We start from the raw sequence: 22,819 nt of genomic DNA on the forward strand, positions 1-22,819 counted from the left end.
AGGCATATCTTTAACTGTTTAATGCTCACTATCTCCGTGAGGCGTATGGATAAATTGCTTGCGTGCTTTACCGATTTTCATCATGGCTTTCATCATAGAAATTATCGCTCCGGGTATTTGTAAAAATGCCATCAAAAGTTGTTTGTTATACCATCTCGTAGGAATCCCTAATAATAGCGAAATAGCAAAGAGAATGAATAAGCCTATGCTATAATTCAGGTATCTTGAGGAAACAATAAACGAAACCGCCAACCAAAGTAACATAACTGCTACAAGCATTACCCTCGGGAATATCAAGGTTTGAAAGGCCTTGTTGAAGAAGGCTATATTTCCTTTAAAAAGCTGTACCCAACCTTCTACAAAATACTTCTCTAAAACTTCTATTTGCATGGCAAACCATCTACTGCGTTGTTGAACGAATACATCAGATTTAGCTACTTTTTCATCATATACATATTGTCCGTCCAAGAAAGCTATTTGCTTACCTTGTCTGGCAATTCTAAATTCTAATTCTTTGTCTTCACCCGAAGTATCGCCAATATCTTGTATAAAATCTACAAACAATTTCCAGTCAAATGCCATGCCGCTACCAATCAATGCGGAAGGTAAGCCTACTGCTACATGACCACGACGGAAAAAGTTGTTATTCATTTCTTCTGTACAAGCATCCAATAAGGCAAAAGGAGTTTGAAGGTTTTTAGCCGTTCTATGTCCCTGTACTACTTCGTAACCTTGCTCAAAAGCGTCGTTTACGGCATGCAAAAATCCTTGCGCCATGTGGTTATCCGCATCAAGGATTAATAAAATATCGACTGGGTCGTGGATAGTGGCTTCAATGGCTTTTTGTAGGGCTTTTCCTTTGGTGCTTTTCTCAAAGCTTACTTCTATTACTTTGATGGGTAAAGAACGAAGAGTATTGAGGGTCTTTTCACTGAATGAGTCTGCAATGATTACGACTTCAAATAAATCTGCTGGATAGTCTTGTTTAATGGCTTCACGCGCTGTAGCAATGATAACAGCATCCTCTTTATAACCGGGAATGAAAATGCGAATTTTTCTGAGTTTACTTGCCTTTGGAAAATGGGTTTTCTTCGCGAAAGTTCCTGCTAATGCAAAAAAGAGCAAGTAAAATATCTGAATAGATAAGTAAACAAGGATGATTAATTGGATGGCGTTACCTATTTGCTGTATCATTTTGTTATTTAATGGTTTTGGTTCCTTTAAAAATCATTTGAATATTCGTACTTGTCAGATATTTCGGGCGTATTTAAGGCAATATCGTCTGCTTTAGTGACTGGTGTATCCCAACGTGGACTCAGCCAGATTAATGCCCAACTAATATATACAACTGCTGAGGTAGGCATCGTGTTTAATACCTCATTGCCATAGCTACATAATAATATCCCTGTTGAACCAGCACATAAACATATCAACTGGTTTTTAAGGACGGGGTCTCGTGTTTTCCAAATAATCCCTGCTGATTTTCCAGTAATATACAACATTATTCCGAACCAAGTAAGAAAACCAACAATACCATACATACCCCATATTTTTACATATAAACTATCAGGGGCGATATGCGAAATATACTTGTCGCTATTGAAGGATTCCCCCCATTGCCCCATGGTGCCTACTCCTGCTCCAAAAGGTTTAGAACTTAAATAATCGCTTAGTCGCTTTTGATTCATGAACCTTAATTGTAACGAAGGGTCGTCTGGGTCTAGCGAACTTCTAAGACGTACAATCTCGGCGCTACCATTTCCGATAAGAGTATATTTTAGTATTCCGATAAATGTTAGCCCAACGACAGCACCAACAATCAAGATTTCAGTTTGTTTTATCAATACTAAAAAGGCAAATCCCCCTCCAATTAAAGCAAACATTGCACCCCTAGTACCAGAAATCAACATGCCATAAAGGATAAACATCCCTGCGATAAAGTACCATAATTTCTTCTTGAAACTATACGGACCCGTAGCCAAGATAATACACATGATGGCTAATTGAGCTTGAGAAGCTCCAAACTGGGCGGCATCAAAATAGTATGAAAAAATTCTTAATTTCCCGAAGATGACGTGCGTTACTTTCCCTCCATTTTCCAACCAAGTATTTTCGGCATCGTCAAGCCCAATGTACAATTGTTTCATACCATACAATGCGCCAGCAAATGAGAATAAGATAATAATATTAAGAAATAAATCAATGTCTGATCTCTTATTCAGTAATAGTATGGATAACGAAACAGTGAGAATCCAATACAGCAAAAGCGTTCTCATTTCGTAAACCCATCCCAAGATGCTAGGTCTTTCAGGATTCCCAATTTGCAGGATAGTCATAATTCCCCAAGCCACGATTACCCAAAACAAATCTATATTCAAATGTCTTTTTCGGAACCTGTTACTCTGATGAAAGATTACGGCGAATAGGGTAACGAATAATAATGCTTCCATCCCTAAGCCAACTTGTAATCCTGCTATATGCCTCCCAATGGTTGGCATGACAAAACAATAAATCAAAAAACCAATAATGCCGAGGCGTGGTCTAAAGAATATCAAAATCATGAAGCCTGCGGCAAAAGGTAAAACCAATAAGAGAAAGCCAATGGCTATACCTTTTTTAGCAATGACAATGCCCATAAAAACAGCAAACATAATAGCTGGGATAAGCCAGATATTACTTAATTTATTTCTTGAAGTATAAAATAAATTTTTGTCCATGCAGGTTTTTAGTCTTCACATTACAATGATTGCTATTTTTTTTCAGTGTAAACCCAACTCTTTTTACCAAATTTTCTATTAATCTCCTTTGCTTCAGCCAAGGCTTCGCTCTCTGAAGTGAAAGCTGCAAAAGCTACTCGAACAGAACTTTCTCCTTGTTTTGGAGTAATTATTTGAGCATTGGGGAAACCTGTATTATTGAGTTCTTTTACATACGATTTAGCATTGTCTTCACTACTAAAATTACCTGCAACAACAAAATAATTATTAGTAGATGACAAGGGTTCTACTGTATTGGCTGATGTTTGTGCTGGAGTATTAAAATCTGTAGTAGCGCCAAATCCATCATCTGGTTTGGATGCAAATGTAGTATCTGGTTGTTTTTGTACCACTAAAGTATCCGCTTTCACAGCAGTTGAACTGTTTTTACGATACATATAAATGGCAGCTGTAGACAAAAGAACACCCGTTATTACCCCAAAAATGACGATTAAGTTACTTTTTTTAACTTTACGGTTGGGCTCTTCATACCTAACATTGCCTGTATGGGCATTATTTGCAGGTACTATTTTATCGATAGATTTTCTATTGCCAAACTCAAACTTGGCTACTCTTTTAACGAATGCACGTAATAGATTTCTTTTCTTTGGTACTTCACCGATATATTCTTCTGCAAAGTTGATATCAACACCATTTAAAATAAACCAAGGTTTGTTGCCAGTAGTTTTAGTAAAAATAGAAATCATTTCTTTATCTATTTTAGTCCAGATTCTATTGGCTCTACATAATAAAATGGTAGCGTTTAACCTTGGGAACGATTCTGGCTTGATAATCATGTTTTCTAATGGAGGAAACTCAATTAAACAGAAATCTGCGTTTAGGCTTTCTCTAAAATCATAATCATTATTCCAACTATGTGTTTCTACGCTATAGTCTAAGTCTGTCAGCTCTTTCGCTAGCAAGTAGGCAATGGTAGACTTCCCTTCGCTTTTTTGGGTACTAATCAAACCAATCGTAACGGGTTTCTGGGTAAGGTCAACTGTTGCGAGCAATTGTTGCATCAACCTTAAGTTTGATTTTAATAAAAAAGAAGGATTTTCATTTAACAAGGGGTATACGCCCAGTAAGGGCAGACCGACAATATTTTTGGCCCGTTGGGGTTCCATCAAGGTTTTATTGATGAGCGCCTGCGTGAGGATAAGTGCTAAGACTAATACGAACCCAACCAAAAAACCAACGATTACTAAAACCATTCTTTTAGATGCGTTGGCCTTCAATGGTAAGAACGGAGGGTCTACCACATTAAGCTTGGCCGTAATTTCTGTATTTTGTTGATTTAGCTTTGCTGCATTCAAATTGTGGAGTAAATCAAGGTATTCTTGTTCTGAAATAGCAATAAGTCGCTCAATTTTTTTCAGCATTGCCCCCATCGGTGCAAACTTTCTATATTCTTCTTGAAACTCCGCTTTTCGTTTATCCATTACGGTTAAACGCGCTTTGCTTTGTTCAAAAGCAAGTGTTGTAGCTAACCATTGGTCTAATACTGTTTTGGTAGGTATTCCACTCGGCGTCATAGATTCCACATAGAGATTCTCTAAAGATGACTTCAACTTTTTTTCAAGTCGAGCCGCCACTGTTTTTAGGCTATCCATTTGGCCATTTTTCTCACCTTTTTTATTCAGTAAATCTTCAAGGGCAATTTTGCTATAAATATCCGCCAGTTTTTCTCTTTCTTTGATTACATCACTCCCGTATAAAGTCTGATATGTTCGACCCTTAATATTTTCGTTTACTTTAGCTAAAGAAGAGCTTGATGCCATTTTATCCATTTCCAGATTATGGTTCATGGCATATAAAACTTCTCGTTCCCCTGCTACAGCTTTGGTTTGTTCATAATAGTTAATGATATCGTTATCTTTATTGAATGCCAAGAATAGGCGTTCGGCAGAGTCTAGTTTAGAAAACGCTTTTTTGGTTTCAATTTCAAAATAAGTCAATGCACTTGTTGTCTGACCTTCTTTTAACTGGCGATGTTTCAACATAAACACTTGCTCTAATAATTCAAGTGTACGCTTACAGATAAATGGATCATTGGCTTCATACGAAATCTTAATCAAGTCACTGTTACTAATCCTTGAAGACTTTATTTTATTAAGTACATCAATTGAATAGTAATGATTATCTGAGTGAATGAGTTTGTAAATAGGATTCTCTTCACTTTTTGACATATAGGCAACTACAGCATCGCGTGTTTCAGCTACAGTTGACTTAACAAGTCTTCTTTTTAGGGATTCTGGAACTAGCTTTTGTAGTTCATCGTAAGCTCCCCACGTAATGACGTTAGGGTCGTGTTTTTTTAAGAAAAGGTGTTCTGAGAGTAATTGTACCGCTACTTCTTCTTTGGTTTCTCTCGAATCAATTACGGTAAGTAAGTTGTCAAAAGCATTACTAGTAGCGAAATAATCGGCTTTTATAATTCCACTAAGACTGTAGCCAGAGGCTATCCCTGTATAAATAATAGACTCTGAAGAATATACTTTCTTTTCATTTCTGGTAAAGTAAAAAATAGTAAATGCCAAAGCACAAGGGATTAAAATTAACCACTTTAGATTTTTGACAATTAGTCTTATAAAATGTAAAAAGCTCATTTAATCTGTTGTAATAATGTTGTAAGATTTACCCCAACGACAACTTCAAGTTGCATGAAAATTAATTGGAAATTATTGAGGGAAGTCTCGTATTCTACTTTTGCTTTATTAAAGGATTCAAGCACACTTGATACTTGATCGATAGTAATCTGATTCTGTAAAAATTGTTTCTCTGCCAAAGAGCTATTAGACTTAGCAATTTGCAGGTTATTGCTATTGATGATGAATACCTTTCTTGCTAGTCTTAGCTGTTGATACAAACCTATTATTTGCTGTTTAATTTCAAGCGTAAGGTTTTCTTGTTCAGCTAATGCAATATTTACTTGCGCCTGACTCGATTTCAGTAAGTGCTTTCTGTTGATAATATTGGTTATAGGAAGTGATGCCGCAACCCCAAAATTGTAAAACCCAGTTTGTGCTGTCGTAAAAGAATTTGCTCCGGGAACAGTTGTTGCTGTATTATTTACGGCTGAATAGTTTGTACCATAATTGTATGAAGAGATAAGGCCTATTCCACTAAAGAGAACATTTTTGTTGATTTTTAACGTTGATGTTGCGATATCTACACTATTCATACTTCTCTTTATTTGAGGAGACGACTTTGTCGCAGCATCAATCAGCAAGGGCAAAAACTCTTCCGAATCTAAAGCTTTTGCTAATAAGGCATCAGCAGGAAGTGACTGCCCAGTAACCTCTAATTTACTTATCCATAATACCAAAAATAAAAAAATGCTAATAGTATATCTTCGTGACCCAACCATAAAAAATCTATTTAAAGAAATTTAATATTTCCTATCTTCTTTTAGAATCAAGCGATTCATGTTAAAATTTATCATTTACGAATATCAAATATACTCCGATTTTAATAACTAATAAATGGCAAGGTTGTTTTAAGACTATAATCCTTCTTCTTCCATTCTTTTTAAATCTTCTGTTACAATCTCTTTTACTTTAACTACCTCTGGCGAAAGTGCATTATAGCGTCTTATTAATTCGTCTCCTGTCGGATTTCCTTTTGCATAAAGCTCATACTCATGAATTTTCGGGCTAATCTCAGGAAAGCCAATCATCGAAAAACACGGTTTAAATTGATGAGCCAATCCGCCTACTTCGGCAAACTTTTTTTGTTGTAGTTTAGTCTGAATATCCTCCCAAATAGGTAAACTATCTTCTAAAAAAGACTCAAACATTATTTTTACAATTGTTACATCATCACCATAAATATTGTTGAGGTGATTAACATTAACTTGAGAATTAAAGCTGAACATATCTTGGATTGTTTCTTATGACTAATTGACAAAAACTATACCATAAAAATGACTGAATTAAAAAAAACGTGATGTTTGAAGAATTACTTTCTATAAATTAATATCATAATTCTGTTTAACAACTATTTACAACGATTAAAAGTACTGAAAACTCGACAAAATTAAAACTTATCATACAGTATTTTGAAGATTTATTTGCTTTGAACTTCTTAAAAACGCTACCCTCTAAGAATTTATTGAGGTATATTGTCAAAAATCATTAATAATCAATCAGTTATAGAAAATGCCGTTAGTGCTATCGAAAAAATTAGATAGCACTAACGGCATTCTTAAATCTATAAATATCGCTTACTTCTTGCCTGTAAGTGCTTTAATTACTTTTACTTCTTCTGGTTTATAAGCCGTTCCGTCTGGTCTGAAAATATCATGAAACCACAACTCTGGCTCATTTCCAGTAGGCATTGGCTTATCCCAAGCGTAAATCGTGTTGGTTTTTCCTGCTACTAAACCCCAGTTATAGGCTGCAATATTTTCTTTCTTTAATAAAGGCATAATGCTACTGAATAAGCTATTTCTGCTTCTGGCCATGTATTCAGTACAAAGCAATGGACGTTTTGATAATGTTCTTAGCTTGGCTATATCATCTGTGTGATTTTGTAAATCACCATAATTATGATAAGTAGTAACGTCTGAGTTTTTAATCTGGAAATCAGATAATTCTTTCAAGCTCCAGTTCCAAACACCCGCAGAAAGAGGTTGGCTTGGGTTGGCTTCTCTACCCCAAATAAATACCTTTTCTAGCAATGGCATACTCTTATTTCCATAGCCTGAATTGCCAGGTTCATTGTATAAATCCCATAATACTATTCGCTTATCATTCTTGAAAGTTGTCAAAACATCTTTTACATATACTTCTAACTTTTCAATGACTTTCGGGTCGTTGAAAATCAATTCACCTGGATCACGTACCCATCCTGAATTATGAATCCCTGGTTTTGGGGCAGGCTGTTTCCCTGCACTGTATGTCGGATTCCAGCAGTCATCAAATAATACAAAAAGGGTAGAAATATGATGCTTATTAGCAATTGTCAAGTACTGATTTACACGACTTTTAAATCCTTTAGGATCAACTTCCCACGCTAAATGGTGTAGATAAACTCTCATAGAATTCATCCCAATGCTTTCGGCATAACCTAGTTCTCTGTCAATAGTTGTAGGGTCAAAACTCTCTGCTTGCCACATCTCTAATTGATTAATGGCTGTGCTTGGTATAAAATCACTACCACGCAACCAACCTTTTGTTTTGTACCAAGCATTTGCCTTTTCAACTGACCAAATTTCTCTTGGAGCGGATTGTGCCACTATACGTTGAGATAATAAACTGAAAACCAGAAGGCTCAGTAATATTTTGACAATTTTCATGTGATTAAAATTTATTTATGAATTATTTTGAATTGTTTGCTACTGGTTTTTTCAATGCTTGACTTTCTTTTACTGGTATGCCAAAATTAGGAGAGCCATCGGCGTTCCAAGTGAACTTTTGGGCTCTTGGTGAACGAAAACCACCGCATCCCTGTCCTGCCTTTGAATTAGCATGGTAAAGAATCCAATCTTCTTTGCCATCGGGCGATTTAAAAAATGAATTATGCCCTGGAGCAAATACGCCGTTTTCTGGCGATTGCTTAAATACAGGTTTTGGCGACTTTCTCCAACTCTTCGGATTTAGTAAATCTGCACTTGCATCAGCCGTCAACATTCCTAAGGCATAAAAGTCTGTCCAACAGCCACTTGCTGAGTAAATGATAAATAGTTTTTTGTCATGCATTAAAATCTGAGGGCCTTCGTTAACATTTACGTGAGAAAGATTAGGATCTCCTGTAATATCTCCATGTTTCTCCCATTCAAAATCAGAACCTGATATCATTGAACGATTCCCTTCAATCGTCCAAGGGTTTTTCATTTTAGCGATATAAATATTTTGTGCTCCATTCTTATCGCCTTCCCAACCCGACCAAATCATATATAATTGACCAAGGTGTTCGAATACATCGCCATCAATCGCCCATTTGTCTGATGGGTCAGCTACCTTTCCTTTAAAAGTCCACTCTCCTTGCATAGGGTCGATAGACGGGTTTTCTAATACATACATTCGGTGATGATTGTTGTCGCCATCGTCACCAGCAAAATACATATACCATTTCCCCTGAATGAAATGAATTTCAGGAGCCCACAGCTCTTTAGAATACATTGTTCCCGTAGGAGGAATCCATGCCACTTTGCTTTCAGCAGTTTTTAAATCGGCGATGCTCTTTGTTTTAAAAAGCACTAATTTGTTTTGCGAAGTATGGGTATAATAGTAATAACCATCTTTATAAAAACTATAAGGGTCTGCCCCAGATGGCAATAAAGGATTGTTAAAAATACCGCCTTCCTCAACTGATTGAGCGCAACTCACAGCAACAAAGGCAATTAGGCTAAATAATAAGAGTATTGTTTTTTTCATTGAATATGTATGTTAATGCTATTTATTTCAAAAAAATCCCAGACCACGTATAGGGTGCATTTTCTATATTTCCAGCAATGGTTTCGGTATAATCTGCTATGTTTTTTCCTGAATTTTCAGTAAGACTTACATTGAAACCTATCCGTTTTCCTTTAGGTGGTTTTCCACCCAAACTATTCCAAGAGATTGCGATTTCTTGGACGTAACCGCCTGTCACTGTTTTTACAGCAGATTTAATTCCTGACATATTTGCTTTGTCAATCCATTTCCCCTCAGCACCTTCTTTCATAGAAAGTTGATTATTAGTAGCCATAAAAAACCTATAAACACCTTTGTCTGGTGCTTCATAAGCTTTGTTTTGAGCATCAATAAAAATGCTTATTCCATCATTATTTTCCAGTGTAGCAACGTTACTTACAACTTTAGTATCATTTACTTTAACAACTATATAAAGATTTTTTTTATCATAACTTACTGATGCTCTGGCTTGTGTAGCACTTCTTTGACCAATTAATATTGGCAAATCTGATTTCCAAATATTTTCTTGTGTAAGCCCGTCGATGACGAGCGTTTCTTTATTTACCTTCAGTGCTGGAATGACATAACCCTTTATCATCCATATTTCTGATCTGTTGGCGTAAGCATTCGTACTTGTCAGGGCCACTACGCTATTATCATCTAATACGCTAAGACTATTCCATAATCCTGATTTATTATTTGGTATTGAAAATGGGCTAGATTTTCGACTAAAATTATAGGCTTGGTCATTCCCAATAACCACCTTCATTTCTGAAAAATCCATTTTATTGTTTCGTCCTTCTGTTCCCTGATATGAAAGAATCGTTTCTCCTGTTTTTAGTTGTCGTAAATACGGAGCTCCCGCATAAATATCATTCCTTATTTTTTCACTTAGGGCATAAAAGCGATTATCGTTCTTAGCATCTACGACAGTATCCCAATTTTGTGCAAGCGTATTTTTAATAACATAAGGTTTGAAGTTATCAAAACCATTATCTTCAATAGCAAAGGCTATTTCTTTGTGATTGTTCAGTAATACAGGAACAGGCATTCCATCTCTGCTACCTGCTCTGAAACTTACTATTTGCGGTTTTTGAGTCCATGTTAACCCATTATCATTTGAACGGAGCATCGAAATATTTTGCTCTCCTGAAGTGGTGTATATTCCTTCGTTAGCAAAAAAGAGTTGAATTTCCCCATTCGGTAATTGAATAGCAGACGGTTCCCAACAGCCATTTTCAAAACGATAATCAGCTTCATACAAAAGCTGTTCATCTTTCCATATCAATCCACCGTCATAGCTTTTTTTAGTACGAATAGCAAAACGTTTAGTAGGCTCTTTCCCAGAAGGACGAGGATTATAACACACTAAAATAGAAGCGTCTTTTAGTTCTAAAATATCTGGTACTGCCATATTTACACCATCGTGCTTATTAGCAACCACGATAGGCTCACTCCATGTATTCCCACGGTCAGTGCTTTTTACCACTACCACATTGCCGTCTGCTTCATAGACTGCTATTAATGATTTATCAATGCGTTGTATCATTCGTGCGTATCCACAATATCTTTCATTATTAGCAGATGATGAGACTTTTCGCAAAGTATTAAAATCCCATGCTATTCGAATGCCATTGATAGGTAATCGGGACGAGATAGTAGGATTAATCTTAGTGGTGTCTTGCTGAATTTGAGGCATAAGGCTACTACTTTGTCCCCATTCTACAGAAAATAAAAAGAATGCACTAATAAGATAAATACGTTTAAGCAAAATCATTTCAAACAGTTTTATTGGTTCCCCTTTTAAGGGTTTTTCAAGAATATTTTTATATTATTAAAGTATTCTCATAATTAACAGGACAAAGTGAAGAATAATTATTTAATTTTTCTGTTCAAAAGTTATTCAAAATGTCTCAATTTGTGTTAAAAATGAGATTTAGGACACCAAAAGTCTAATTTATCCTTGTATTTGACCTTGAAATTCTATTTTCTTTAGGCTTTGCCAAATAGATGTAATGTGACACCATCAGCATTATCCTTTCCAATGATCCGTTAAATAAAAAAGCGGTTTCGAGGTAAGTCGAAACCGCTTTTCAAATAATATCTAAAGATTAGATTACTTACCTGCCGTTATTTCAAGTAAGTCTTTATCATGATGAAATTTTTGAACACATTCATTATCCAAAATCATAGTTGCACCATTTTCAGCAGAATATTTTTGCCAAGTTGGTAAGCCTTTATGATTTGGATTCCCCGATTTAGCAAAGTTTATCCAAGCCTGACTGATTTTATTGGAAAGAGCATAAGCACCACTTCCGCCTCCAGTCATTTCTTCACAACGAGCGATATTATCAAATACAAAAGGAATTTCGATACAGTGAATAGCCTTGTACATCCCATCCATAATAGGCGACTGCCAAGTAAACATATACATATAAACTGAAGCTGCATCGGCAGTAGCCTTTATATTTGCTTGTTTAACTGCTCCTGGGCGAAACGTTGCCACATCAATATCTATTAAGTCAGATGGTTTGGTCGTATTAGGATACGCTTTCTCCACTGCTTTTAAATAAGCCTCTGTTTTATCTCCGTATTTTTTCTGTAAAAATGCCTTCGCTTCGTCTGTTGAAAAATTTCTAATAGCAGGGTTAATCAGCGATGCCATAAATTCATTCTTAGTTGAACCAATCAGCAAAGGAACGTTTTTTGAAATTTCAATTCCTGCTGGATCTACTTGCTGATAAGGTAAATAGTTTCCATCATGACTTGGACCCCAACTCAAGCCACCCCCCACAAAAGCTTTTCCTTCTGCTTTCATTTTGGCTTGTACTTTTTGCTGCGCTCTTTTGCCTGCTGCATTTAAAACATCGTATGGTATTTTTTGCAAAGAATCTACTTGATTAGGCTGTAAACCTAACTCTTCTAATAAAGCTGCACTTACTTTCTGAGCATCTTCTTTTTCTAAGAAACTAGTTCTGTAACTTCCACTTTGTACAATAGCTTTCTGAAAAAAGCCTTTTGCTGAAGGTGCATACATCAACGTTGTTACTTTAGCACCACCGCCTGATTGTCCGAAAATCGTTACGTTATTAGGGTCGCCACCGAAATTAGCAATATTTGCTTTTACCCAATGTAAAGCCGCCTCTAAATCCATGATGCCAACATTGGCGGAATATTTATATTTATCACCATAAGCCGATAAATCGCAAAAGCCCAAAATATTCAAACGATGATTTAAAGACACAACTACAACATCGCCTTTTTTACTCAAATTTTCACCATCATAAGAAGGGAGTTCAATAGAAGAACCTGCTGTAAAACCACCACCATGTAGCCAAACCATCACTGGACGTTTTTTCTGGTCGTTGATTCCTGAACTCCAAACATTAAGGCTTTGACAATTTTCATTGGTATAACCCCAATTGTGATTAAACGCAAATTCGATTACATCATTTACTGAAGTCGTTGCATCCATCGGACATACTGGTCCATAAGTCATTGAGCTTCTTACACCTTCCCAAGCTTTTGGTTTACTCGGAGGCATAAAGCGTTCTGATACGGCATAAGGAATCCCTTTGTAAGTATAGATACCCTTGTGAACATAGCCTCTTACCTTACCAAATTCAGTCTGTACAACGCCAGTGCTTGAATTGGCTATGATAGGAGTAGGAGCAGCGATTTTTTTCTGGCTAAAACTCAACATAGGAGATAAACCCATGAGCAATAGCGACAGTATTATGGATGTTTTCTTTTTCATTGTAAATAGAAGATTGATATAAAATTGAGTTTTTGAAAGGTAAAATTTATTATTGTCTCAATTTGAGACTTTATAAAACAAAAGTCTGAAAAAATATTGAAATTATTCAATATTTTTTCAGACTAAATAACAAAATTTGTTTAAAGCTTGATTATAAAGGTTTTCATTTAGAGATATTGAGTTAATAATTGCTAAAGTTTAACCAACATATTTTATAATGAAGTAAATTTGATAAAAACAATAATATCATGGAGGCTACTTTTAAAATTCCTGTCAATGCATTACCAAATATTGTAAAATTAATTAAATCATTATTTGGCGCTACTGTAATGATAGACATTACCGTAAAAGAAAGCGAGCAAAATAAGGATATTGATTATACAGAAATGTTTAAAAGAACGGAACAAACAAGATTGAAAAATGAAGCGATTATTGTTCCTGAAGGTTTAGACTTGTCTGCCTTGGCAAATGAAGTAAACTTATAATGTTATGATCTATTTTGATACCGATGTTCTAATCAACTATTTATTTAATCAAAACCAACTTAGCCATAGTAAAGCAATTGCCGTTTACCAACAAGCCATAAAAGATAAGGTATTTTTCACATCACTTCTAACTTTACAGGAGCTTAGCTATGTTGCTAATCGTTTAGGTTGTCGAGAATCTGATGTCGAAATAATGATTCAAGACTTTATGATTGCAAAACCTGTTGCTTATACTACAACAGATTTCATCAGAGGTATTCAACTAGCAAAATTGATAGGTTTCCAAAATATCAATGATTGTCTGCATACAGCAATTGCAGAGAATAATGGTTGTACTGAAATTTACACCTTCAATAAATCTGACTTCCAAAAAATACAACGTCATACCAAAGTAAAAATCACTATTTTATAATTATGTCTTTTATAATGAAGCTTTACAGGTATAATTTTTTACTTCCGATAATTAAACATTATCAGAAGTAAAAGTATATTTGCAAAGCTTAAAACAAAATCAAACCATGCAAGAAATTTCGACCGTTGATAATCATGCTTTGGCAAATGTTCAAACACTTGCTGAAAAAATAAATGCTTATGGTCGCAAAGGTTTAGAAGGTGCAGTAAATACCCAAAGAGCATATAGAGCAGATTTAAAACATCTCAAAGATTGGTGTGAAAAAAATGATTTTACAATGATGCCTATTTCGGTTACTACTTTGGCTGGCTATGCAGCATATTTGGCAGATACACATAAATGGTCAACGATTAATCGTCGTTTTGCGGCTATTGCCAAATTACATCATTTGAATAATATAGATGTTCCCATGCAGGATCGCCAGTTCAGAGCAGTGATGGAAGGAATTAAAAGGACAAATGGTATCCGTCAAAAACAAGCTCCCGCTTTTAACATCAAGGAAATCAAAAATGTATTGCGTAGTATGGAAACAGACACCAATACTTTATTACGAAACAAGGCTCTTTTGTTATTAGGATTTACTGGGGCGTTCAGACGCTCAGAATTGGTGGCTTTAAATTTGGAAGATTTAACTTTTTCGGAAGACGGGCTTATCGTATCAATGGGAACAAGCAAAACCAATCAATATGGTGACTATGAAGAAAAAGCAATATTCTATAGTCCAGAGACAGCGCTTTGTCCAGTACGAACTTTACAAAATTGGATGGCTACGTTAGAAAGAACCAAAGGTCCATTATTCGTTAGGATTAGAAAAGGAGACCGATTAACCGACGAAAGGCTTAACGATAAAACGGTAAACGATTTAGTAAAAAGTTATTTAGGTGAAAAGTATTCTGCCCATTCACTCAGGGCATCTTTTATAACCATTGCTAAACTCAACGGTGCTGACGACAGCGAGGTAATGAGACAAACAAAACATAAAACATCGGCCATGATTATTCGATACACTCGCCTTGAAAATATCAAACAACATAATGCTGCGATGAAACTTGGCTTGTAAACCGATATGATATCCTTTTAAATTAATATCTTGTTAAGAAAATTAAAAGTATTTCAATCTTATTCGATTTATAGTAGCTTTAATCTACTTAATTATTTTCTCATATTTCATGCAAGATTTTACATTTTTCGACAGAGATATTAGCTGGTTATACTTCAACGAACGAGTATTAATCGAAGCTCAACGAAATGAAGTACCATTGTTAGAAAGAATAAAATTTCTTTCTATTTATTCTTCAAACTTAGATGAGTTTTATAGAGTAAGGGTTCCTGCTTTGATGGCGCTAAAAAAGCTTTCGGAAAAAGATGAGCTGGACGATGCAGGAAAGAATAAAGAGGTGCTCAATCAAATCAAAGAGATTGTGAACCATCAATTACAAAGTTTTGGACAAATACTTTCAGCACAAATATTGCCTGCCCTAAAGGAAAACAATATCCATCTTGTTTATAATGAACCCATCCCGACTACTATTTTGGATGCTACAAGAGAGTATTTTTTCACACAAGTACTTGCCTTTTTACAACCCATTTCCTTATTAAAAAGCGAGAAAAGCTTTTTTCCTGAAAACAATAAGCTGTATGCTTTAACGGTATTTTCATCTGAAAAACATCCAGAAGAGCAAATTCAAATCATTAATATTCCATCGAATGATTTACCAAGATTTCACAGCGTAGTTAAAGACAATATACAATACATTGTATTTTTAGAAGATATTATCAAAGAGCATCTTCATCTAGTCTTTAAGAAATCAACCATCTCAGGTTTTTATACTTTTAAAACTACGAGAGATGCCGATTTGGCATTGGAAGATGACTATAAAGGTGATTTAGTAGAAAAGCTAGAAAAACAAATTGCGAAAAGAGATTTGGGCTTTGCCACACGTTTTTTATACGATGCCAAAGTTCCTAAAAACCATTTAGATACGCTAACCGAATACCTTAATCTAAAAAAACAGAGTATCATAGAGGGAGGAAGCTATCATAATTTAAAAGATTTCTTTTCTATTCCCATTCATAATGCTACTTTGAAATACGACAATTGGCCCGCTATTCCTCATCAAATCGCTGAAGACAAAACCCTTTTTGATGAAATTAGTCAGGGAGATATGATTTTCCACCCACCTTATCAGTCTTATGATACTGTACTTCGTTTTTTTAATGAAGCGGCTATCAACCCGAATGTAGAAGAAATTTATGTAACTCTGTATCGAGTTGCCAGCGATTCAAGGATTGTAAATGCATTGATTAGTGCGGCAAAAAATGGCAAAAAAGTTACCGTTTTAGTTGAATTAAAAGCACGATTTGACGAGGAGAATAATATCAAATGGGCAAAAAGAATGAAAGCCGAAGGTGTAAAAATCATCTACAGCGTACCATCTCTGAAAGTCCATGCAAAAATCGCTTTAGTCAAGAAAAAAATGGGTAAGAAAACCTATTACTTCGGCTTACTTGCCACTGGCAATCTCAACGAAAGTACTGCAAGGTTTTACACAGATCATATTTTATTGACAGCTCATCAGGAAATGCTTCAAGAAATGGAGTTGGTCTTTCGCTTTCTCAGTAAAAAGAAACGAAAACCCAATATTTCAGATATTAGTAACTTCAAACATTTATTGGTCGCTCAATTCAATTTACAGCATAAGTTTATCGCTTTAATAGACCGAGAAATTAATAATGCTAAAAATAGATTACCTGCTTCCATTACCCTCAAAATGAACAATTTAGAGGAACGAGTATTGATTAGCAAATTATATGAAGCATCAAACGCTGGTGTAAAAATTAACTTAATTATCAGAGGTATTTGCTGTTTAATCCCTGGTATTATAGGTATGAGTGAGCATATTAGTATACGGAGAATCATTGATAAATACTTAGAACATGGTAGGGTTTTTATCTTCCATAACCAAGGAAATAAAGAAGTATATATGGGCTCTTCAGACTGGATGGATAGAAATATTTATCGAAGAATTGAGGTATGTTTTCCTATTTATAATGAAACCATCAAACAAGAAATATTAAAAATTATTGATTTACAGCTTCGCGACACCATTCAAGCTGTTGCGATTGATGATTCATCAAACAATGTGTTTTTCTCAAAAGATGAAACTGCTTTACGCTTACGTTCACAAGCGGAAATCTATCGTTTGCTAAGTAAATAGTTTTTGGATGGTCATTTTAAATTAAGATGACCATCCAAAAGAATTATTTCTTAAAATTATAGGCATTCAACATTTTATCAAAAATCTGATTGTTGAAATAAATACCAGAAAAAGCTTCTGCTCCTACTCCATAAGCATACACAGGAATCATGACGCCAGTATGACCTTTTGTAGTGAACTTTCCTTCAATATGCCCTTCTTTATCAGCATCAATCAATGAAAAACCTCCTGTTTCATGGTCGGCAGTGATGATTACTAACGTGTTTCCATCTTTATCTGCAAAATCAAATGCCTCACCAATGGCTTTATCAAAATCAGTCATTTCATTGATAATATACTGAGTATCATTAGCATGTCCGCCCCAATCTATTTGTGAACCTTCAATCATTACAAAAAAGCCTTTCTTATTCTGCTTTAAAATATTCAATGCTGTTTTGGTAGATTTCAACAACTGCTCGCCTCTCCCTTCCGATATTTTCACTTGTTCTTCATCTGCTAAAAATCCTGCTAACTTTCCAGATTTTACTTTTTCTACATCTTCAATACTATTGGCTATCTGATAATTTCTAGCGTTCAAGCTATCAATTAAATTTCTACCGTCTTTACGTTTTGCAAAGTGATTTCTACCACCACCTACAAAAACATCAATATCTGTTTTCAAGAAATCATTCGCTATTTCTTCAACCATACTTCTAGAAGGTTGATGTGCAATAAACGAAGCGGGCGTAGCATGTGTAATAGAACAAGTGGCCAGTAATCCTGTTGCTAAGCCATTCTTCTCGGCAATTTCCAAAATACTAAGTTGAGCTTGTTTCAGGCTATCTACTCCAATAGACCCATTGTATGATTTTTGTCCAATAGCCAATGCTGTTGCGCCTGCTCCTGAGTCGGTTACAAACTCATCTGTTGCTTGGTTTTTATGAAAGCCAATATATTGACTTCTTTCGATATTCAAATGTCCCTTGTTAGCCACAATACCCGCATAAACTTGTGCCGCCCCCATACCATCACCAATTAATAAAATGATGTTTTTAGGATGTTTTAGCTGTTTTTTGTTTTGTGAAAAGCTTGAAAAAGAGACAATTATTAATAAAATGCAAAAAATATTTCTCATGAAATTGAAGGATTAAGGTAGTGTTTATTATTCCGAAACCGTTGTCGATTTCTATTTAACAATGCGATAATAAACAATTCTAGATTCAAAAAATAAAGCTAACACAAAACATTATTAATTCTTAATAATGCTTTTATGTTAGCTTATCCATATTGAAGTGTAATTACCTTAAATTTATAGCTAAAATTCATAGGTGTACATTAAAACGCTTTAATGCACAACCATAAATCTTCACTCTTTTACTCTACTTCCACTTTTGGTGAAATTTCATGTTTTTTGTTTCCTCCTGCTATCTTTTCGATTAATACAAAGAGTACTGGTACAACGAAAATCGCTAAAGATGTTGCTGCCAACATACCCCCGAAAACTGTCCAGCCGATAGTTTTACGAGATTCTGCTGCCGCACCACTCGCAAAAGCCAAGGGTAAAACGCCAAGAATAAAGGCAAGGGATGTCATAATAATTGGACGTAAACGCAGTTGAACTGCTTCCAAAGTTGCTGGTATCAGCTCCATTCCTCTATCTACACGCTCTTTGGCAAACTCTACAATCAAGATGGCGTTTTTCGCTGCCAGACCGATTAGTGTAATTAAACCAATCTGCGCATAAATGTTATTAGAAAGATTTGGCAACAATGTAAGTGTCAAGATTGACCCAAACGCCCCAATCGGTACTGCAAACAATACAGAGAAAGGGATAGACCAACTTTCGTATAAAGCCGCTAAGAACAAGAATACGAATACGATAGATATGGCAAAGATAGTCGTGGTACTATCGCCCGCTTTTAATTCTTCGCTACTCATTCCTGAGAATTCATATCCATATCCTGTAGGTAATGTGGTCGCTGCTACTTCTTTTAAAGCCGTAATGGCTTGTCCACTACTAAAGCCTGGTTTTGGTGAACCGTTGATTTCTATCGAACGATATACGTTATAGTGCGAAATTAAGGCCGCATTTTCTACTACTTTTGCTTTCACTAACGTTTTCAACGGCACCATGTTTCCTACATTGTTCCTTACATAAAACTGTTCTATTTTATCTAAAGATGAACGGTAGCTACTATCTGCCTGCACCATTACCCTAAAGTTTCTTCCATACAACGTAAAGTCGTTGATATAAGAACTACCCAATAGCGTAGAAAGTGTACCAAATACATCTGATACTTGTACCCCTTGCTTTTTGGCTTGTTCACGGTCAACATCTATCTGATAACTTGGTGTACGTGAGCTAAAGAAAGTAAATGCCATCCCAATTTCTGGACGTTGATTTACTGCTGCTAAGAACTTACGGGCTACTTTTTCAAACTGTTGTACATTATCTGGACTAGTAGTTTGCAATAATTCAAAGGTAAAACCAGCGGTTTGTCCTAATCCAGGAATTGCTGGCGGTGCAATTGCAAGGACTCTGGCTTCTTTAATATCAGCCGTACTCTTCTTAATTTTTTCAATTACCGCCTGAACGTGGTGTTCTTTTCCTTCTCTATCAGACCAAGGCTTTAGGTTAACAAAGAAAGTACCTACGTTGGTTTTGTTAGAGAAACTCACAATGTTTAAGCCTGAAATACCCCCTACTACTCTTACTTCTGGTAGCACCTCCAAACGCTTCATAATCGTTTGGAATAATGCTACGTTTCTGCTTGTTGAAGTTGCTTCAGGCATTTCATACGTTACATACAAACGCCCTTCATCTTCAGTAGGAATAAACCCTGTTGGTTTAGACTTAAACAAGAACGTTAAACCAACAAACAAACAAATCATCATGATGATAACCATAGGCGTAGCCTTAATCCATTTAGCCACCCCTCTTGTATAAGCAAATGAAAGACTATCAAATTTGGTGTTAAACCATGCGAAGAATTTCTCTAAAACATTCTTTTTAGCATCTTTATCTTTCGATGGTTTTAGCATGATGGTACACAATGCTGGCGTTAACGAAAGCGCAACAAATGCCGAAAGAATTACAGAAACCGCAATCGTAATCGCAAATTGTTGATATAGTCTACCTACAATCCCCGGCACAAAGCTTACTGGTACAAACACCGCCGCAAGGATTAATGCAATGGCAATTACTGGACCAGAGATATCCTTCATAGCCTTCACCGTAGCATCCTTGGGTGTCATATCATGTTCATCCATATTATGCTGTACGGCTTCTACTACCACAATGGCATCATCCACCACAATACCAATCGCTAATACAAAGGCAAATAGTGTAAGCGTATTGATGGTAAATCCAAAAGGAATAAAGAAGATAAACGTACCAATCAACGATACTGGAATAGCCAAAATAGGAATCAAGGTTGCTCTCCAGTTTTGAAGGAATAAGAATACTACCAGAATTACTAATATCAAGGCTTCTACCAAGGTATGTATTACTTCCTCAATAGACACTTTTACTACTGATGCAGATTCTAAAGGCACCACATAGTCGATATCTTTAGGGAAAGTCTTTTTCATTTCCTGTAATGCATTCATCACACCTTCATAGGTATTCAGTGCATTTCCTCCTGGTGCTAAATATATGATTACGAATGCAGCAGGTTTACCAGAAACAAAAGCATTTAAGCCGTAGTCAAATCTTCCTAGTTCTACTCTTGCTACATCTTTCAAATATACAATACTACCATTAGCAGGTGATGTCCGTACAACGATGTTTTCAAACTGATCTTTTGTGTTTAAACGACTGTTTGTCAATACACTATATTCAAACGCCTGCGTTGAAGGTTGTGGATTTCCTCCTACTGTACCCGCCGCAATCTGAAGGTTTTGTTCTGCCAAAGCCGCTGTAATGTCGCTTGGCGTCATTCTCATAGCAGCCAATTTTTCAGGATTTAACCAGATTCTCATCCCAAAATCATCCGCTCTTGATACAATATCACCCACTCCTTTTACCCTTTGTAAGGCATCTTTTACGTAGATATTGGCAAAGTTTCCGATAAATTTTGCATCATGGGTTCCATTGGGCGAATACAAAGCCAAGGCCATCATGATACTTGGGTTACGCTTACGAACCGTTAATCCCAAACGCTTAACAGCATCTGGTAAAGTTGGCTGAGCCACACTTACACGGTTTTGTACATCTAGCGCGGCAATATTAACATCTGTACCAATGTCAAATGTTACGTTGATACTACTTTGTCCACTACTGGTACTGTTACTAGACATGTATGTCATACCTGGTGTACCATTAATTTGGGTTTCAATCGGCGTGGTAGTTGTTTGTTCTACCGTCTGGGCATCTGCTCCCGTGAAATTACCTGTTACAGTAACCGTTGGCGGAGTAATATCTGGATATTGTGAGATAGGCAATGTAGTCAAGGCAATAATTCCTACGATGACTAGCACCAACGAGGTAACAATTGCGGTGATTGGCCTTTTTATAAAAACATCTGCTATCATTTTTATGTCTTATTAAAATTGTATCTGTCAATAGTTGGAAGCTATCAACGTGATATTTATGATGTTAATTTGATGAGTTTAATACATGAGCCAACAATAACGTGAACTCATAAACACTAAGCTCATAAACTTATTTTTTAGCTGGAGGGGTTGCTCCTGGAGTCTCTGTGGTATAAACAGACCCTTCACGTAGGTTTTGAATCCCTTCGATAATGATTTTATCGCCTTCTTTCAAACCGTCTTTTACAATGATATTTGTCCCTAAAGCTGTCCCCAATTGTACTCTCTTTTGCGTTACCTTGCTACTATCACCTGGCACATATACAAAAAATTCACCCAATTGCTCTGAGATAGCTTTGTAAGGAATTACGACTGCTTTTTTAGATGTACTCAATACCCTAACAGTACCCGTCATCCCTGAGCGAAGTAGGTTCTTAGGATTCGGGAAAGCTAATCTCGTCTTTATCGTTCCTGTTTGTGGGTCAACAGCTCTATCCATCAAAAGAAGTTTTCCTGTATAAGGATAAACGTCGCCACCAAAAGCAAGCGTAAAAGTTGAATCATTATTAGCTTTCCCTTTTTGGATTAAGTTGGTGAAGTAGTAAATATCTTTTTGGTCAACATTAAAGTCAACCGCTAATTGATTGTCAGTAGAAACCGTATTCAATATCGTTTGGCCTGCTGTTACAGCTGCACCTTTTTTCACTAATGAAATACCGATAGCTCCGTCAAATGGGGCATATACTTTCGTATAACGTACATTAGTTTGCACACCCTTGATGTTAGCTTTTGAAGCCTCAACTTGTTTTTTAGCTACTTCCAAGGCAGCATCTGCATTATCTACTAATTGCTTGGCAACGGCATCATTTTGAGCTAATTCATGATAACGATTGGCATCTTTTTGTGCTTTTACCAAATTAGCTTCCTGAACACTTAGGTTAGCCACTGCTTGGTCGTAGTTAGCTTCATACAATTGTGTATCAATCGAATACAACAGCTGTCCTTTACGTACTCTACTACCATCACTAAAATGTACTCCTGTAATAAAACCGCTTACTTGTGGTCTTAATTCTACCACATCCAATGCTGTTACGGTGGCTGGATATTCATCATGATACGCAGCATCCATTACTTGTACGGCCTCAATCGTTACAGGAACAGCTGGAGGTGCTGGCATTTGTTGAGCTTTTTTATCACCGCATGAGCTTAATAAAAACAAAGCTGCAATGATTGAATATTGTGTTGATTTATTGGAAAACATGTTGGTTCTATTCGTTTAAG

General features: G+C 36.0%; 16 protein-coding genes. 4 read left to right on the forward strand and 12 right to left on the reverse strand.

Annotated features, from left to right (window positions below):
• Window positions 1–18: 18 nt before the first annotated feature.
• The 9 genes from AC07N0_RS20385 to AC07N0_RS20425 form a co-directional block, all read right to left on the reverse strand.
• Window positions 19–1,194, reverse strand: a complete 1,176-nt coding sequence (locus AC07N0_RS20385; protein WP_494590765.1) for a glycosyltransferase family 2 protein — start codon at window positions 1,192–1,194, stop codon at window positions 19–21.
• Window positions 1,195–1,220: 26 nt separating this feature from the next.
• Window positions 1,221–2,717, reverse strand: coding sequence for an O-antigen ligase family protein (locus AC07N0_RS20390; protein WP_494590766.1), 1,497 nt, complete (start codon window positions 2,715–2,717; stop codon window positions 1,221–1,223).
• Window positions 2,718–2,749: 32 nt separating this feature from the next.
• Window positions 2,750–5,296 (reverse strand): SPOR domain-containing protein, encoded by a 2,547-nt coding sequence (locus AC07N0_RS20395; protein WP_494590768.1) that lies wholly within the window; start codon window positions 5,294–5,296, stop codon window positions 2,750–2,752.
• A 65-nt stretch (window positions 5,297–5,361) separates the two neighbouring features.
• Complete coding sequence (locus tag AC07N0_RS20400) at window positions 5,362–6,126, reverse strand: TolC family protein (RefSeq protein ID WP_494590769.1); 765 nt, start codon at window positions 6,124–6,126, stop codon at window positions 5,362–5,364.
• A gap of 135 nt (window positions 6,127–6,261) precedes the next feature.
• On the reverse strand, window positions 6,262–6,633 hold the full coding sequence (locus AC07N0_RS20405) for an Hpt domain-containing protein (protein WP_309923882.1): 372 nt from the start codon (window positions 6,631–6,633) through the stop codon (window positions 6,262–6,264).
• A gap of 348 nt (window positions 6,634–6,981) precedes the next feature.
• Window positions 6,982–8,055 carry a glycoside hydrolase family 2 TIM barrel-domain containing protein gene (locus AC07N0_RS20410; protein ID WP_494590770.1) on the reverse strand — a complete coding sequence of 358 codons (1,074 nt, stop codon included), beginning with the start codon at window positions 8,053–8,055 and terminating at the stop codon, window positions 6,982–6,984.
• A 22-nt stretch (window positions 8,056–8,077) separates the two neighbouring features.
• Complete coding sequence (locus AC07N0_RS20415) at window positions 8,078–9,136, reverse strand: glycoside hydrolase family 43 protein (RefSeq protein WP_494590771.1); 1,059 nt, start codon at window positions 9,134–9,136, stop codon at window positions 8,078–8,080.
• A gap of 22 nt (window positions 9,137–9,158) precedes the next feature.
• Window positions 9,159–10,931, reverse strand: coding sequence for a sugar-binding protein (locus AC07N0_RS20420; RefSeq protein ID WP_494590772.1), 1,773 nt, complete (start codon window positions 10,929–10,931; stop codon window positions 9,159–9,161).
• Window positions 10,932–11,270: 339 nt separating this feature from the next.
• Window positions 11,271–12,911: a carboxylesterase/lipase family protein gene (locus tag AC07N0_RS20425; protein ID WP_494590773.1), complete on the reverse strand. Its 1,641-nt coding sequence runs from the start codon at window positions 12,909–12,911 to the stop codon at window positions 11,271–11,273.
• A gap of 248 nt (window positions 12,912–13,159) precedes the next feature.
• Between AC07N0_RS20425 and AC07N0_RS20430 the strand changes: the two genes are divergently transcribed.
• The 4 genes from AC07N0_RS20430 to ppk1 all read left to right on the forward strand — a co-directional run bounded on the left by AC07N0_RS20430 (window position 13,160) and on the right by ppk1 (window position 17,026).
• Entirely contained in the window at window positions 13,160–13,396 is a 237-nt protein-coding gene (locus tag AC07N0_RS20430) for a hypothetical protein (protein WP_494590774.1), read from the forward strand.
• 4 nt (window positions 13,397–13,400) lie between these two features.
• Window positions 13,401–13,808, forward strand: a complete 408-nt coding sequence (locus AC07N0_RS20435; RefSeq protein ID WP_494590775.1) for a type II toxin-antitoxin system VapC family toxin — start codon at window positions 13,401–13,403, stop codon at window positions 13,806–13,808.
• Between the two features lie 106 nt (window positions 13,809–13,914).
• Window positions 13,915–14,868 (forward strand): site-specific integrase, encoded by a 954-nt coding sequence (locus AC07N0_RS20440; protein ID WP_494590776.1) that lies wholly within the window; start codon window positions 13,915–13,917, stop codon window positions 14,866–14,868.
• 109 nt (window positions 14,869–14,977) lie between these two features.
• On the forward strand, window positions 14,978–17,026 hold the full coding sequence (gene ppk1, locus AC07N0_RS20445) for a polyphosphate kinase 1 (RefSeq protein ID WP_494590777.1): 2,049 nt from the start codon (window positions 14,978–14,980) through the stop codon (window positions 17,024–17,026).
• A 43-nt stretch (window positions 17,027–17,069) separates the two neighbouring features.
• On the opposite strand, the gene AC07N0_RS20450 is transcribed toward ppk1, so the two are convergent.
• The 3 genes from AC07N0_RS20450 to AC07N0_RS20460 form a co-directional block, all read right to left on the reverse strand.
• Window positions 17,070–18,140, reverse strand: coding sequence for an alkaline phosphatase (locus AC07N0_RS20450; protein ID WP_494590778.1), 1,071 nt, complete (start codon window positions 18,138–18,140; stop codon window positions 17,070–17,072).
• 239 nt (window positions 18,141–18,379) lie between these two features.
• Window positions 18,380–21,538 (reverse strand): efflux RND transporter permease subunit, encoded by a 3,159-nt coding sequence (locus AC07N0_RS20455; RefSeq protein ID WP_492804289.1) that lies wholly within the window; start codon window positions 21,536–21,538, stop codon window positions 18,380–18,382.
• Window positions 21,539–21,668: 130 nt separating this feature from the next.
• The gene (locus AC07N0_RS20460; RefSeq protein ID WP_494590779.1) at window positions 21,669–22,799 is read right to left on the reverse strand and encodes an efflux RND transporter periplasmic adaptor subunit; all 1,131 of its coding nucleotides are present in this window, start codon (window positions 22,797–22,799) and stop codon (window positions 21,669–21,671) included.
• Window positions 22,800–22,819: the final 20 nt, after the last annotated feature.

This window comes from Arcicella sp. GW821-FHT09D11 (assembly GCF_059416265.1).

What these genes read in the sequence shown, in the direction of transcription:
- AC07N0_RS20385 (WP_494590765.1), bottom strand. Translation starts at nt 1,194, where the DNA reads ATGATACAGCAAATAGGTAACGCCATCCAATTAATCATCCTTGTTTAC.
- AC07N0_RS20390 (WP_494590766.1), bottom strand. Translation starts at nt 2,717, where the DNA reads ATGGACAAAAATTTATTTTATACTTCAAGAAATAAATTAAGTAATATC.
- AC07N0_RS20400 (WP_494590769.1), bottom strand. Translation starts at nt 6,126, where the DNA reads ATGGTTGGGTCACGAAGATATACTATTAGCATTTTTTTATTTTTGGTA.
- AC07N0_RS20405 (WP_309923882.1), bottom strand. Translation starts at nt 6,633, where the DNA reads ATGTTCAGCTTTAATTCTCAAGTTAATGTTAATCACCTCAACAATATT.
- AC07N0_RS20410 (WP_494590770.1), bottom strand. Translation starts at nt 8,055, where the DNA reads ATGAAAATTGTCAAAATATTACTGAGCCTTCTGGTTTTCAGTTTATTA.
- AC07N0_RS20415 (WP_494590771.1), bottom strand. Translation starts at nt 9,136, where the DNA reads ATGAAAAAAACAATACTCTTATTATTTAGCCTAATTGCCTTTGTTGCT.
- AC07N0_RS20420 (WP_494590772.1), bottom strand. Translation starts at nt 10,931, where the DNA reads ATGATTTTGCTTAAACGTATTTATCTTATTAGTGCATTCTTTTTATTT.
- AC07N0_RS20425 (WP_494590773.1), bottom strand. Translation starts at nt 12,911, where the DNA reads ATGAAAAAGAAAACATCCATAATACTGTCGCTATTGCTCATGGGTTTA.
- AC07N0_RS20430 (WP_494590774.1), top strand. Translation starts at nt 13,160, where the DNA reads ATGGAGGCTACTTTTAAAATTCCTGTCAATGCATTACCAAATATTGTA.
- AC07N0_RS20435 (WP_494590775.1), top strand. Translation starts at nt 13,401, where the DNA reads ATGATCTATTTTGATACCGATGTTCTAATCAACTATTTATTTAATCAA.
- AC07N0_RS20440 (WP_494590776.1), top strand. Translation starts at nt 13,915, where the DNA reads ATGCAAGAAATTTCGACCGTTGATAATCATGCTTTGGCAAATGTTCAA.
- ppk1 (WP_494590777.1), top strand. Translation starts at nt 14,978, where the DNA reads ATGCAAGATTTTACATTTTTCGACAGAGATATTAGCTGGTTATACTTC.
- AC07N0_RS20450 (WP_494590778.1), bottom strand. Translation starts at nt 18,140, where the DNA reads ATGAGAAATATTTTTTGCATTTTATTAATAATTGTCTCTTTTTCAAGC.
- AC07N0_RS20455 (WP_492804289.1), bottom strand. Translation starts at nt 21,538, where the DNA reads ATGATAGCAGATGTTTTTATAAAAAGGCCAATCACCGCAATTGTTACC.
- AC07N0_RS20460 (WP_494590779.1), bottom strand. Translation starts at nt 22,799, where the DNA reads ATGTTTTCCAATAAATCAACACAATATTCAATCATTGCAGCTTTGTTT.